This is a genomic window from Enterobacter sp. T2 (assembly GCF_010692925.1).
Lineage (GTDB): Bacteria > Pseudomonadota > Gammaproteobacteria > Enterobacterales > Enterobacteriaceae > Enterobacter > Enterobacter kobei.
On record NZ_CP048736.1, the window covers coordinates 1,207,237 to 1,221,130 of the forward strand.

At 58.2% G+C, this 13,894-nt stretch carries 15 protein-coding genes; 3 read left to right on the top strand and 12 right to left on the bottom strand.

Going from position 1 to position 13,894, the window contains the following annotated elements; translation table 11 throughout:
• Nucleotides 1-18: 18 nt before the first annotated feature.
• Together G0034_RS05675 and G0034_RS05680 are read left to right on the top strand one after the other, a co-directional pair.
• Nucleotides 19-789, top strand: a complete 771-nt coding sequence (locus tag G0034_RS05675; RefSeq protein ID WP_014882919.1) for a (S)-acetoin forming diacetyl reductase — start codon at nt 19-21, stop codon at nt 787-789.
• A gap of 131 nt (nt 790-920) precedes the next feature.
• The gene (locus G0034_RS05680) at nt 921-1,394 is read left to right on the top strand and encodes a cold-shock protein (protein WP_014882920.1); all 474 of its coding nucleotides are present in this window, start codon (nt 921-923) and stop codon (nt 1,392-1,394) included.
• A gap of 108 nt (nt 1,395-1,502) precedes the next feature.
• Here G0034_RS05680 and G0034_RS05685 read toward each other — a convergent pair whose 3' ends face one another.
• The 5 genes from G0034_RS05685 to G0034_RS05705 all read right to left on the bottom strand — a co-directional run bounded on the left by G0034_RS05685 (nt 1,503) and on the right by G0034_RS05705 (nt 6,535).
• On the bottom strand, nt 1,503-2,207 hold the full coding sequence (locus tag G0034_RS05685; protein ID WP_050862761.1) for an ABC transporter ATP-binding protein: 705 nt from the start codon (nt 2,205-2,207) through the stop codon (nt 1,503-1,505).
• Entirely contained in the window at nt 2,194-3,030 is an 837-nt protein-coding gene (locus G0034_RS05690) for an ABC transporter ATP-binding protein (protein WP_014882922.1), read from the bottom strand. The genes G0034_RS05685 and G0034_RS05690 overlap by 14 nt, the downstream gene beginning before the upstream one ends.
• Nucleotides 3,023-3,856, bottom strand: coding sequence for an ABC transporter permease (locus tag G0034_RS05695; RefSeq protein WP_023332327.1), 834 nt, complete (start codon nt 3,854-3,856; stop codon nt 3,023-3,025). Before G0034_RS05695 ends, G0034_RS05690 begins: the two co-directional genes overlap by 8 nt.
• Complete coding sequence (locus tag G0034_RS05700) at nt 3,856-4,869, bottom strand: ABC transporter permease (RefSeq protein ID WP_179120603.1); 1,014 nt, start codon at nt 4,867-4,869, stop codon at nt 3,856-3,858. The genes G0034_RS05695 and G0034_RS05700 overlap by 1 nt, the downstream gene beginning before the upstream one ends.
• Nucleotides 4,870-4,966: 97 nt before the next feature.
• Nucleotides 4,967-6,535, bottom strand: a complete 1,569-nt coding sequence (locus G0034_RS05705; protein WP_179120604.1) for an ABC transporter substrate-binding protein — start codon at nt 6,533-6,535, stop codon at nt 4,967-4,969.
• A gap of 201 nt (nt 6,536-6,736) precedes the next feature.
• Between G0034_RS05705 and G0034_RS05710 the strand changes: the two genes are divergently transcribed.
• Nucleotides 6,737-7,435 carry a GNAT family N-acetyltransferase gene (locus G0034_RS05710; protein WP_032637241.1) on the top strand — a complete coding sequence of 233 codons (699 nt, stop codon included), beginning with the start codon at nt 6,737-6,739 and terminating at the stop codon, nt 7,433-7,435.
• 33 nt (nt 7,436-7,468) lie between these two features.
• On the opposite strand, the gene G0034_RS23300 is transcribed toward G0034_RS05710, so the two are convergent.
• The 7 genes from G0034_RS23300 to betB all read right to left on the bottom strand — a co-directional run bounded on the left by G0034_RS23300 (nt 7,469) and on the right by betB (nt 13,885).
• Entirely contained in the window at nt 7,469-7,633 is a 165-nt protein-coding gene (locus G0034_RS23300; protein ID WP_193971606.1) for a hypothetical protein, read from the bottom strand.
• Between the two features lie 130 nt (nt 7,634-7,763).
• Nucleotides 7,764-8,504 carry an SDR family oxidoreductase gene (locus G0034_RS05720; protein ID WP_023332331.1) on the bottom strand — a complete coding sequence of 247 codons (741 nt, stop codon included), beginning with the start codon at nt 8,502-8,504 and terminating at the stop codon, nt 7,764-7,766.
• Nucleotides 8,505-8,778: 274 nt separating this feature from the next.
• Nucleotides 8,779-9,426 carry an anti-sigma factor gene (locus G0034_RS05725; RefSeq protein ID WP_179120605.1) on the bottom strand — a complete coding sequence of 216 codons (648 nt, stop codon included), beginning with the start codon at nt 9,424-9,426 and terminating at the stop codon, nt 8,779-8,781.
• Complete coding sequence (locus tag G0034_RS05730) at nt 9,423-9,977, bottom strand: RNA polymerase sigma factor (protein ID WP_023332333.1); 555 nt, start codon at nt 9,975-9,977, stop codon at nt 9,423-9,425. The genes G0034_RS05725 and G0034_RS05730 overlap by 4 nt, the downstream gene beginning before the upstream one ends.
• Nucleotides 9,978-10,020: 43 nt before the next feature.
• Nucleotides 10,021-10,584 carry a fasciclin domain-containing protein gene (locus G0034_RS05735; protein WP_014882930.1) on the bottom strand — a complete coding sequence of 188 codons (564 nt, stop codon included), beginning with the start codon at nt 10,582-10,584 and terminating at the stop codon, nt 10,021-10,023.
• Nucleotides 10,585-10,734: 150 nt separating this feature from the next.
• Nucleotides 10,735-12,399: a choline dehydrogenase gene (gene betA / locus G0034_RS05740; RefSeq protein ID WP_179120606.1), complete on the bottom strand. Its 1,665-nt coding sequence runs from the start codon at nt 12,397-12,399 to the stop codon at nt 10,735-10,737.
• Nucleotides 12,400-12,412: 13 nt separating this feature from the next.
• Nucleotides 12,413-13,885 (bottom strand): betaine-aldehyde dehydrogenase, encoded by a 1,473-nt coding sequence (gene betB, locus G0034_RS05745; RefSeq protein WP_050862767.1) that lies wholly within the window; start codon nt 13,883-13,885, stop codon nt 12,413-12,415.
• Nucleotides 13,886-13,894: the final 9 nt, after the last annotated feature.

The following is a 13,894-nucleotide window of genomic DNA, read 5'->3' on the forward strand; positions in this document are numbered from 1 at the left end:
CAATATAAGGACAGAGAAATGCAAAAAGTTGCTCTCGTAACCGGCTCAGGCCAGGGGATTGGTAAAGCGATTGCGCTGCGCCTGGTGAAGGATGGCTTTGCCGTTGCCATTGCCGACTATAACGATGAGACGGCAAGAGCCGTCGCCGATGAAATCATCCGCAACGGCGGCAAGGCTGTCGCCGTGAAGGTGGATGTCTCTGACCGCGAGCAGGTGTTTGCGGCGGTGGAAAAAGCGCGCACCGCGCTGGGCGGATTTAACGTCATCGTTAATAACGCCGGGATTGCGCCGTCCACGCCTATCGAATCCATCACGCCAGAGATTGTCGACAAGGTCTACAACATCAACGTGAAAGGGGTGATCTGGGGTATTCAGGCTGCCATCGACGCGTTCCGCAAAGAGGGGCACGGCGGGAAGATTATCAACGCCTGCTCCCAGGCAGGCCACACCGGCAACCCGGAACTGGCCGTGTACAGCTCCAGCAAGTTCGCGGTTCGCGGTTTAACCCAGACCGCAGCGCGAGACCTTGCTCCGCTGGGCATCACCGTTAACGCCTATTGCCCGGGCATCGTCAAAACGCCGATGTGGGCGGAAATCGACCGTCAGGTCTCCGAGGCGGCGGGCAAACCGCTTGGCTACGGGACGGAAACTTTTGCCAAACGCATCACGCTGGGTCGTTTGTCCGAGCCGGAAGATGTCGCCGCCTGCGTTTCATACCTCGCCGGGCCGGATTCTGATTACATGACCGGGCAATCCTTATTGATTGATGGTGGGATGGTGTTCAACTAAATACTAATAAGCTCTGACATGAGTTTTCCCCTGCCCCCGTGCAGGGGCTTTTTTTTGTCTCCTTAGCCATTGTGCATTACACTGCGCGCTGCAAAACTTTAGTCATTACGATCTGACAGGCGGTAACAGCGATGAACGGAACAATCACAACGTGGTTTAAAGATAAAGGCTTTGGATTTATCAAAGATGAAAACGGCGATAACCGCTATTTTCATGTGATTAAGGTCGCCAACCCTGATCTGATTAAGAAAGATGCGGCGGTGACGTTCGAACCGACGACGAATAATAAAGGCCTTTCCGCCTATGCGGTGAAGGTGATCCCCGAGAGTAAACACCTTTATATTGCGGGCGAGCGCGTGAAGCTCACCTCGATCAAATCCTTCGTGGTGTTCAGCGAAGAAGAGCCGGTTGAAACCAAAATCGACAAAGAAAACGCGGTGCTGTCGGTGGGTCTGCTGATGAACAGCATTAAACCGAAATCCGAGGTAAAATCGGGTGAAATGCGCACCGTGAAGAAGCTGGCGATCACGACCTTCCAGAACACGACGCTGATCTTTACCGAAGATGAAATTGACATTGACGCTACGGTCAAGCTGCTGAAGTGATTTGTTGCCGGGTGGCGGCGATGCCTTACCCGGCCTACGAAAAACCCTCAACGCGGCACGAAACGTAGGCCCGGTAAGCATCGCGCCACCGGGCACAGCCGCACCCGTTTACCCCATCCTGTGCTCGCCCCGTAACATCGCCTCCCGATCAAACACCTTCTGGATCTCCCCGTGTGCCATAAATGCCGCCCGGTCGGACATATGGGCAATCACGTCCGCATCGTGGCTCACCAGCAGATAGGTCATGTCGTGGGCGGCTTTCAGGCGGTTGAGCAGGTTCAGAATTTCCGCCTGCACGGACATATCCAGTGCCGAGGTCGGTTCATCCAGCAGCAGAAGCTGCGGGCGCAACAGCAGCGCACGGGCAATCGCCACGCGCTGACGCTGGCCGCCGGAAAGCTGGTGCGGATAACGTTTCCCCGCATCGGCAGACAGGCCCACCTGCTTAAGCGCATCCGCCACCTTTTCCGCAATATGCGTTTCGCCATGGATGTTCAACGGCTCCGACAGCGTGCGTGCAATGGTGTGGTTCGGGTGCAAAGACGCCCACGGATCCTGAAACACCATCTGCACGTTGCGACGCAGCGTGCCTTGAAAACGTCGCCCGGGCGTTAACGTCTCTCCCAGTAGCGTAATGTTCCCGCGCCACTCGCGCTGCAGCCCCGCCAGCACGCGCAGAAGGGTCGATTTCCCGCAGCCGGATTCCCCGATCAGGCTGAAGGTTTCGCCTTTCGCGATGGTAAAGCTGGCGGCAGAGACCGCCGTCTTTTCCCCGAAGGTGACCTGAACCTGGTTAACCTCAACGAGCGCCATCGTTCGCCTCCTTCCACGGCTGCGAACGGTCGAGCGTCGGCAGCATCTGCCCAAAGGTATTGGCATTTGGCCTGCAGGTCCACAGGGTGCGCGTATACGGATGCGTTGCCTGAGGGAGTTGGCTTGCCGCCATCTCATCTACCTTTTCGCCCTGATACATCACCAGCACGCGGTCGCAGTGTTCCGCCACCAGCGGCAGGTCATGGCTGATTAACAGCATCGCCATCTGGCGCGCTTCACACTGCTGCACCAGCAGTTCGAGGATCTGGTTGCGCAGGCGAGCGTCCAGCGCTGAGGTCGGTTCGTCGGCAATCAGCACCTGCGGGTTGTTGATGAGCGCAATCGCAATCATCACCCGCTGGCCCATGCCGCCGGAAAGTTCGCCGGGATAACGCTGAAGCACATGTTCGCTCAGTCCGACAGCGCGAATGATGTCGTGAATGCGCGCCACGCGTTCTGAACGGGGCAGGCGCTGATGCAGCGTGAGCGCCTCGTCAAGCTGAGCGGCAACGCTTTTCACCGGATTGAGCGCGTAGCGCGGGTCCTGCAAAACCATCGCAATCCCGTTGCCGCGCAGCGCTTGCCAGCGGCGGGCGTTCAGAGTCAGCAGATCGTTGCCCAGCACGTTAAGTTGCCGGGCGCTCACCATGCCGGGCTTACGTACCAGCCCCATCAGGGCGCGGGCAGACATCGATTTACCCGAGCCGGATTCACCCACCAGCGCCAGACGCTCGTTGCCAAGCGTAAAGCTCAGGTTGTTGACCACGCGTGCGGCGGGGTAGTCGATATTCAGCGCATCGACGATAACGCGGTGTTCAGTCATGTTGCGGCTCCAGTACGTCACGCAGGCCATCGCCTAGCAGGTTAAAGGCCAGGCTGGCAAACAGAATGGCTCCGCCGGGAATGGCGGCGATCCACCACTGGTCGAAAATCACCTGCATGCCGTCAGCAATCATTGCCCCCCATTCAGCCATTGGCGGACGGGCGCCAAGGCCGAGGAAACCGAGCCCGGCGGCGGCCAGAATAATGCCGGCCAGATCCAGCGCCAGACGCACAATCGCAGACGGCAGACACAGCGGCAGAATATGGCCGACCAGCAGGCGCGGGCCGCGAATTCCCATCATCTCGGCAGCGGCCAGATAATCGCTGTGGCGCAGACGCTGAATTTCGCTTCGCGCCTGACGTGCATAAGCAGGCCAGGTGGTTAAGGCCAGCGCCAGCGCGCCGTTGACCAGCCCCGGACCCAGCATCGCCACAAACGCGAATGCAAGGATGAGGCGCGGCATCGACATCACCACGTCGGTAAAGCGCATCAGGAGGCGCTCCATCCAGCCGCCGTAGTAGCCGGACAGGATCCCCACCAGCAGCCCGGTGGGCAGGGTAATGACCGTCACTAAGGCCACCAGCCCGAGCGCCGGACGGGTACCGTAAATCAGGCGCGAGAGCAGGTCGCGCCCGTAGCTGTCGGTGCCGAGCCAGTGCTGGCTATTCGGTGCCTGCAGGCGCGAGGCGGCGTCCTGCCAGTTCGGGTCAACCGGTGCAAGCCAGGGGGCGAACAGGGCGATCACCATCAGCAGCACGATGGCAATCAACCCGCAAAAGGCGGCAGGCGAACGGCGCAGGCGACGTATAAAGAGATAAAACGGCATCAGCGCACCCTGGGATTGGTTGCCTGCACAAGCAGGTCGGTAAGGTTATTGATCAGCACAAAACAGATGCCAATCAGCAGCGTGCCGCCCATGACGGCGGTAGTGTCTCCGGCGAACAGGGCGGTGGTGAGGTAGCGTCCGATGCCTGGCCAGGAGAAGACGGTTTCCGTTAATACCGCACCTTCCAGCATGCTGGTGTAGGCCAGCGCAATCACCGTCAGCAGGGTGCTGCAAATGTTCGGCAGCACGTGGCGCAGCAGAATAGTCATCTCCCCGGCCCCCTTGGCGCGAGCGAGCAGGATGTACTCTTTGTTCATTTCGCTCAGACAGGCGGAGCGCGTCAGGCGGGTAATGCTTGCGAGCGAGTAATAGGCCAGCAGCAGCACCGGCAGCACAAGGTGGCTGAGGGCGTTGCGAAACGCCTCGCGATCGCCAGAAAGCCAGGTATCCACCAGCGCAAAGCCGGTGCGTGGTTCTACGGTGAACTGCCAGATGTCATCCAGCCTGCCGGGACCCGCGCTCCACTGCAGCTTCGCGTAGAACAGGGCCAGCATCAGCAGGCCAAGCCAGAAAATCGGCACCGAGTTGCCGAGCAGGGTGAGCGTTCTGAGCGTTAAATCAAGCGGCGAACCGGCATAGCGGGCGCACAGCACCCCGGCAATCACGCCGAGCACGGCGCCGATGATTAAGGCCAGCGTAGCCAGTTCGAGCGTGGCGGGAAAAGCGTGCAGCAAGTCCTGCAACACCGGCTGGCCGGTGGCGCTGGCAGTGCCCAGATCACCGTGGGCAAGGTCTTGCAGGTAGTGCCAGAACTGCACGGGCAGGGGGCGATCTAACCCGAGCTGGTGGCGAACCTGATCGTAGGTGGACTGGCTGGCGTGATCGCCGACGATCTGCAGCACGCGATCGACCGGAGAAAATGCCGAGAGCGCAAACGTGACGAGCAGCAGCCCGAAAAGCGTGAGCAGCAGAGTCAGCAGAGCCTGAAGCACGCGGGTGGAAAGATGTGGCATGGGAGATCTCTTCATGCCGGGTGGCGGCTTCGCCTTACCCGGCCTACAAAACCGAGAACACAGGCCGGGTAAGCGCAGCGCCACCCGGCAACAAAGGCTACTTCGTGACGCGATCGTACCAGACCATGTCCGCGTTCAAGCCCTGCTGATATCCCTTCACGTTATCGCGCACCACGATCTGGGTTTTGCCCTGATCGACGAATACATACGGCGAGCTATGTTGCAGCTGTTCCTGCATTTTCTTGTACAGATCCAGACGTTTCGCCGGATCCGGCTCGGCAACCGCCGCCAGCGTGGCTTTGTTAAGCTCGGGAATTTTCCAGCTATTCAGACCGGCTACGGTACTGGATTTGCCATCGTTCCACGCAAAGGCGCTGGCGTTAGAGTGCGCATCAAAGTAGTCCGGGATCCACAGACGAATCGCCGCCTGATGCTGCTTTGCGCGCACGCGGGCATAGACCTGGCTCCCGGCAGCGGGCAGCAGATCGACCTTCACGCCCCCCTGAGCAAAGCTCGCCTGCATGGACTGGGCGATGGTGATAAACGGCGGCTTGTTCTCCACGTCCAGCGTGAAGTGCGCGTCTTTAATGCCCGCTTTGGCGAGAATTTCTTTCGCCTTAGCCGGGTCAAACGTGAATGGATTCGCTTCCAGCGCGCCCGGCAGACCGACCGGCAGGAAGCTCTGATGAACAAAATACTGGCCTTTCAGCAGGTTTTTGGTAATGCCTTCATAATCAACCAGCCAGCGTGAAGCCTCCCAGAACGACGGGTTGTTGAGCAGTGAGTTAGCGCTGTTGCCGGTGTTAAACACCAGATAATTTTGCTCGGCGGACGGAATGCTCAGCACCTTCACGCCCGGCTTGCCCTCCAGGGCGCTAATCTGATCTGCCCCCAGATCGCGCGCCACGTCGGCATCACCCTGCTGGATCAGCAGGCGGCGGGAAGCCGGATCGGGAACGTTTTTAATGATGATGCTTTTAAGCTTCGGCGCGCCGCCGGGAGCCGATTCGTTGGCTTCCAGCACGATAGCCTGATGCGGCTGATAAACGCGCATTTTGAACGCGCCGCTGCCTGCCGAGTGCATTTTCAGCCAGGCGTTGCCGAAGTCGTTGTCCTTCACGTTCGCCACCACCTGCTTTTCATCGACGATGGAGGCAATCGGCGTGGAGAGAATATTCAGCGCCACCGACGGGCTAACGTCCGCCGTCCAGTGAAGCTGGAGGGTATGGTCATCCACTTTTTTCAGCTGGCTGGCGATGTTGCTCGCGTCCCAGCCCAGCACGTTGAGGATAAACGCCGGGGATTTGTTCAGCGTCACGGCGCGGGTATACGAGAAGATCACGTCTTCCGGGCGCAGTGGGTTTCCGGAAGCGAATTTCGCATCGGGCTTAAGCTTGATGGTCAAGGTTTTTGCTGCCGCGTCGGCTTCCCAGCTTTCCGCCAGAATCGGGGTGATTTTTTCCGGGTTATCGCGGTCCGGTTGCACCAGACGCTGATACAGGCTCGGTACGGTCTGGATGCTGGAGAGCTCGTTGGCTTCGGCCGGGTCGAGGCTTACGATGTCATCAAGCCCCTGGGCAACCACCAGCGTATTCGGCGGAGTAGCGGCGTGGACTGCGTTTGAGAGCGCGGTCAGCACCAGTAACGGCAACAGTTTTTTTGTCATAGCGATCCCTGAAATAACTCTATTGTGATTGTTTTATGCTCCGCTACGTTAGGTCGACTAAGACATTCCGCAAAGTCGAAATTCAGCTTTGCTTATGCCTTCCGGGAATAACGCATACGCTAAGGCTATTAGAATGCGCTGCTTTTCGTCCGCTTTTTAACCTGCTATAACAAACTCCTTACCTTTCAGGGAGTCACCGCCGTGCCCGAAATCAATCAACATGGTCAAACCGTTAACGATATTGTTCCAGACTGGAAATGCGCCCAGATCTTAACCCGCACCCCACTTACCGGTCAGTATTGCCGACTGGAGCCGCTGGATACCGATCGCCATTCGGCTGATTTATACGAAGCCTACGCGCTGGGTGATGACAGTGACTGGACGTGGCTTGCCAGCACTCAGCCGGAAAGCGTTGAGGCCACTGCGCACTGGGTGCTGGGAAAGGTGATGGATGACGATCTGGTGCCCTTTGCCGTAATCGATTTACGCACTGAACAGGCGGTAGGGCTGGTGAGTTACATGGCGATTGAGCGGTTTCTCGGCTCGGTGGAAATCGGGCATGTCACCTGGTCGCGCAAAATGAAGGGCACGCGTTTGGGTACCGAGGCGGTGTGGCTGCTGCTGAAAAATGCCTTTGAGCATAAGTACCGTCGACTGGAATGGAAATGCGATTCAATGAACATTGCCTCGCGCAATGCGGCGGAGCGGCTGGGTTTTGTCTGGGAAGGTCGCCTGCGTCAGAAACTTGTGCGCAAAGGGCGTAACCGCGACAGCGATATGCTCTCCATTATTGATGGCGAATGGCCGCAAAGAAACGCGGAGCTGTGCGCATGGCTGGCTTCGGAGAATTTTGACGCAGAAGGGCGGCAGATTCAGCGGCTTGAGGCATTTCGGTTATAAGTCTTGTATGTAGGGTACAGCTGGAACGGATAATTACTCTGAGGAAATGGCAATTTCAATCAGGTTGGTTTCTCCGGACTGGACACCCATGGCGTGACCAGGACCGCTGGCTGTATGCAAATTGATAAAGCCCGTTTTGCCGGAGGCTTTGGCATAGCCGTCGGCAATGGCAACCACGCTGCTCTTCTGGAGTGCCAAATATATTTTCTACGTCTTCTCTTTCCAGAAGTTCAAGGAAAATATCGGCACCCGTCCGCATATTTCAATCTGATATAGACGTTAATGATTTAATCATGATGACTCCTCATTTAGCGTTATTTAAGGCATGCTAAAATTCTTCCTGCGTCGGACGAACCACAATTTCATTAATATCAACGTCGCCAGGCTGTTCAATGGCAAATAAAACGGCTCGGGCAATGGCGTCAGCCGGAATAGCCTGCTTATAGAATTCGTGCAAAAACGCCAGGCTGTCTTTATCAGAACTGCCGAACTGCAGTTCGCTTTCGACGGCGCCGGGGGAAATAAGCGTCGTGCGGATGGTTTTCCCCGCCTCCTGACGTAACCCTTCGCTCAGGGCGCGAACGGCAAATTTAGTGGCGCTGTAAACGACGCCGCCGGGGGCAAGCACTTTGATACCCGCAACGGAAGCCACGTTAATAAAGTGTCCGCTACCCTGACGCTGGAACACCGGTAACGCCGCGGCAATGCCGTACAGCACGCCCTTCAGGTTAGTATCAATCATCTTGTCCCACTCGTCGGTTTTGCGCTCGCTGATGGGGGCTATCGCCATGTAACCAGCGTTATTGATCAGTACGTCCACGCGCTGGTAGGCCGTCACAGCGGCATCGATGGCGGCCTGAACCTCTTCCTGACGGGTGACATCGGCCTTCACGGCAATCGCCTTGCCGCCCTGCTGAATAATCTGATCCACCAGGGCATTAATCCTGTCGAGGCGGCGCGCCACCAGCACCAGCGAAAAGGCCTTGTTCGCTAAATACAGGGCAATGGCCTGACCGATGCCGCTGCTGGCGCCGGTGATAACGACAACGTTGTTTGCACTGTTATTCATGATCTTATCTCGCTGTTGAGTAATGCAAAAAATAAAAGGCAGGGAGGTGTTAATGAATAATGACAAATTCATTAACGCGGATTTTTGATATATTGTGTATCGGAAATAAAATGATGGCTGTTTAAAACTTAATGGAGTGTGGAAGAGTCTGTCAATATCATATTTTTAATATTTAAACGGATTGCATGCCTAACGTTTATTTCTTATATGTAAGCGAGAATAGTATAAAAAGAAATGGGGTGACGCTGGAGGCCCTGCGAACAAGGCCTAAGGATTAGATTTTGCCACTATAAAGCACCGGGCCTGTTGGCAAGCCAGTGGGTGATCCGCCCTCTGGTTCAAGGCTTATCGCTATCGTGGCGCCAGGAGGAAGCGTTGTGTTCCTGAGGGTCACCTTCGTCGGTATGCTGCTATGCAGCAATCCCAGCGAGACAGGGTTCTGTCCGGTCGGAATCAGCCAAAGCTGCAGGCTGTGCTGCGCCGGGACGGCGGCAGGTCCGAGAGGAGCAATACTCAGCTGCTGACGGCGGCTGTCCGCACTCACGACCCACTGCCCGTGCTGTTGGGCATCGTTGAGCACCATCAGCGGTGCGAGCGTCGGCGCGCGGGTGGAATACCACGTCACGACGCTAAAGGCGGCAAGACCGGCTGCCACCATCCAGGCGAGGTAAGGTCGATGGTTGCGCAACGGCTGTTTAGACGGCAGTTCGAGGGCAATTTTTTTCCACACCGACTCAGGGGGAGGAATGGGGACAAGATGGCTATCGAGCGTGCTGAGCATTTCCTGCCAGTACGCTACGCGGGCGGCCAGAGCGGGCTCATTGGCAAGCCTTTTCTGGAACTGAAGCCGCGCGCCTCCCCGCAGGGTGCCGAGGGCATATTCTGCTGCCAGCATGTCGTCGCGTTTTTCTGCGTTATTCATAGCCCCACACACTCCCGGAGATGATCCATTGCGCGACGTATCCAGCTTTTCACTGAGCCTACAGGCTGCTGGAGCCAGTCGGCAATATCGCTGTGAGACATCCCCTGATAGTAGGCGAGCGTAATGCTCTGGCGCTGCTCGCTACTCAAATGTTCGAGGCAATGCCTGAGCCGTTCTGCCTGCACATCGTCGTGCCAGTTGTTCTGCTCGTCATTCTCGCTCGGCAGAAGCGCGTCGGTATACGGCGTCTCGCGGTCGGCTGCCCGGGTTTGCCCGCAACGCAGCCAGTCAATACAGCGGTTGCGAACAATATGCGTAAGCCAGGTCATCGGGGAACTGAGGGCGGCGTTATAGGTTTCGGCTTTACTCCAGACCGTGAGAAAACAGTCGTGAAGGATCTCTTCTGCCCATGCCCGGTCACGCAACATGCGCAGCGCGACGGCAAACAGATGCGGCGAGGTGAGTCGGTAGAGTTGTTCAAATGCACGGCGATCGCCTTTCGCGACCGCCTGCATTAATTTCTGCTGCTGTTCAGCCAGCGCGTTATCCATGTTTTTCCCGAAAGGCAACGGCACACTTCCGAAGTATAGACAACTACTTAGGCATCAGAACGGTATCAATGACATCGATTACGCCATTTTTTTGATGAACGTCGTAGGTGCTGATGTTTGCCACATTGCCCTGACCATCCTTAAGCTGAATATTGTGCAGGCCGTTGCTCATGATCCACAGCGGCTGACCGTTAACGGTCTTCAGCTCCGCGCGACCACCACCCTGTTTAATTTTCTGCTCCAGCGCTTTCATATCGTAATTACCGGCAACCACGTGATAGGTCAGGATGCTGGTTAGCAGTGCTTTGTTTTCGGGTTTGACCAGGTTATCGACCGTACCGGCGGGTAATTTCGCAAACGCCGCATTGGTCGGCGCAAACACGGTGAACGGTCCTTTGCTCTGTAGCGTATCCACCAGTCCGGCAGCTTTGACAGCGGCCACCAGAGTCGTGTGATCTTTCGAGTTCACGGCGTTTTCAACAATATTTTTGCTCGGGAACATTGCCGCTCCGCCCACCATCACGGTGTCAGACGTCATGGCTGCTGATGCGCCTGCACAGAAGAGTAAAGCGCTGGTTACGAATGCAACACGGGTTAGCTTTTTCATCATCATTCCTCGGATTGGGGAGCAAAGGGGTTGCTCACATACCCATATACGAAGGCAGGGTGGAAACTGGATGCAGGGAAATGAAAAAAAATTTAGGAGACGTTTATTCCCTCTCCCCTGTGGGGAGAGGGTAAGGGTGAGGGGGCACCCTCAGCGGCGAACCGGCGCCCCGTTCGCGACATAATACGCGGCCGTGCTCTTCGCCAGCGGTTCGCGCCCGCGAATGGCGTCTGCAATCTTCTCGCCAATCATGATGGTGGTGGCGTTCAGGTTACCGGTGATGATCTGCGGCATGATCGACGCATCCACCACGCGCAGCCCTTCCAGCCCGTGAACGCGGCCTTCGCCGTCGACAACCGCCATCTCGTCATTGCCCATCTTACAGGTACCGCACGGGTGGAAGGCGGTTTCGGCGTGGTTGCGCACGAACTCGTCAAGCTGTTCGTCGGTCTGGCACTCGACGCCCGGGCTGATCTCGCGACCGCGGTACTTGTCCAGCGCAGGCTGATGCATGATCTCACGGGTGATACGGATCGCGTCGCGGAACTCCTGCCAGTCCTGCTCGTGGGACATATAGTTGAACAGGATCGCCGGATGCTGATGCGGATCGCGCGACTTGATGCGCACGTGGCCGCGGCTCGGCGAGCGCATGGAGCCGACGTGGCACTGGAAGCCGTGCTCTTTTACCGCATTCGAACCGTTGTAGTTAATCGCCACCGGCAGGAAGTGGTACTGAATGTTCGGCCACGCGAACTCCTCGCGGCTGCGGATAAACCCGCCCGCTTCGAAGTGGTTGCTCGCGCCCACGCCGGTGCCGCCAAACAGCCACTCGGCGCCAATCTTCGGCTGGTTCCACCACTGCAGGGCTGGGTAGAGGGAGACCGGCTCTTTGCATTCGTACTGGAGGTACATCTCCAGGTGATCCTGCAGGTTTTCGCCCACGCCGGGCAGGTCGTGCACCAGCGGGATATCGAACTGCTTCAGCAGCTCCGCGCTGCCCACGCCGGAACGCTGGAGGATCTGCGGGGAGGCAATGGCGCCTGCGCTCAGCAGCACCTCTTTGTTCGCCGTCGCTTTCGACGGAATCGTGCTTTCGCCTTCCAGCCACTCGACGCCCACCGCGCGCTTGCCTTCAAAGAGGATGCGGTCGGTCATGGCGTGGGTACGGATGGTCAGGTTCGGGCGTTGCTTTGCCTGGTCCAGATAGCCGCGCGCGGTGCTGGCGCGTCGGCCCTTCGGCGTGACCGTGCGGTCCATCGGGCCGAAGCCTTCCTGCTGATAGCCGTTGAGATCGTCCGTGCGCGGGTAGCCCGCCTGCACGCCCGCTTCCACCATCGCCTCAAACAGCGGGTTCACGCCCGGTTTTGAGGTGGTAACGCTCACGGGACCGTCGCCGCCGTGGTAGTCGTTCGGGCCCACGTCGCGCCTCTCTGCCTTGCGGTAGTACGGCAGGCAGTTGAGATAGCTCCAGTGCTCCAGACCCGGCTCTTTCGCCCAGTGGTCGAGATCCATCGCGTTACCGCGGATGTAGCACATGCCGTTGATCAGCGACGAACCGCCCAGCCCTTTACCGCGCCCGCACTCCATGCGGCGGTTGTTCATAAACGGCTCTGGCTCGGTTTCATACGCCCAGTTGTAGCGCTTGCCCTGCAGCGGGAACGCCAGCGCGGCAGGCATCTGAGTGCGGAAGTCAAAGCGGTAATCCGGTCCGCCCGCCTCAAGCAGCAGCACGGTGGTATTCGGATCTTCAGTCAGTCGTGTTGCCAGTACGTTGCCGGCAGAGCCGGCGCCGATAATGATGTAGTCAAATTGCAAATAAACCTCCCGGTTAAAATATGGACTGGAATTTACCCATCTCAACCTGGATGGACTTCACCTGGGTGTAGCTCTGCAGCGTCATAACGCCGTTCTCGCGGCCAATGCCGGAGTGTTTATAACCGCCCACCGGCATCTCTGCGGCGGATTCACCCCAGGTGTTGATCCAGCAGATGCCCGCTTCGAGCTGATGAATGGTGCCGTGGGCGCGGTTCAGATCGGCAGTGACGATACCCGCCGCCAGTCCGTAGTCGGTATCGTTGGCGCGGCGAATCGCTTCTTCATCGGTTTCATAGGTGAGGATGGACATCACCGGGCCGAAGATCTCTTCGCGCACGATGGTCATCTCGTCGGTGCAGTCGGTGAACACGGTCGGGGCCACCCACGCGCCGTTATCAAACCCTTCGCCCTTCAGCACGTCGCCGCCGCACAGCACTCGCGCGCCTTCTTCTTTACCTTTGGCGATGTAGCGCAGCACGCTGTCGCGGTGCGGGAAGCTGACCATCGGGCCAAAGTTGGTTTTCACATCGAACAGATCGCCCGCGCGGATGCGGCCCACGCGCTCAACGATTTTCTGCTCAAACGCGGCCTTAAATTTCGCGGGCACGAACACGCGGGTGCCGTTGGTGCAGACCTGACCGGAGCTGAAGAAGTTGGCCATCATGGCGATGTCTGCCGCCAGATCCAGATCCGCATCGTCGAAAACAATCAGCGGCGATTTGCCGCCCAGCTCCATCGTCACCTCTTTCAGGGACGAGGCCGCCGAGTTGGCCATCACCTTTTTGCCGCTGGCAACGCCGCCGGTAAAGGAGACCTTCGCGATGCCCGGATGCTCGGTCAGGTACTGGCCGGTCTCCGCGCCTACGCCTGGCAGGACATTAAACACGCCGTCCGGCAGACCCGCTTCGGTATAGATTTCGGCAAGCTTGAGGGCGGTGAGCGGCGTCACTTCGCTCGGCTTGAAGATCATCGCGTTGCCCGCCGCCAGCGCCGGGGCCGATTTCCACAGGGCGATCTGGATCGGGTAGTTCCACGCGCCGATGCCCGCCACCACGCCCAGTGGCTCGCGGCGGGTGTAGACGAATGAGGTGTCGCGCAGCGGGATCTGGCTGCCTTCCAGCGCCGGGATCAGCCCTGCGTAATACTCCAGCACGTCCGCGCCGGTGACGATGTCCACGGTCGAGGTTTCGGAATACGCTTTACCAGTATCGAGGGTTTCCAGCTTCGCCAGCGCGTCGTTACGCTCGCGCAGGATATCCACGGCGCGACGCAGGATTCGTGAGCGCTCCATGGCGGTCATTGCCGCCCAGATTTTTTGCCCGCGTGTTGCGCTTTCCACGGCGCGGTCGACGTCTTCACGCCCGGCGGCCTGAACGCTCGCCAGGACTTCACCGTTGGCCGGGTTGATGGTCTCGAAGGTGCGACCGCTGGTGGCGGGTGTATAACCACCATTGATATAAAGCTGCTGTTCTGCCATTCGGGACATACTTTCTCC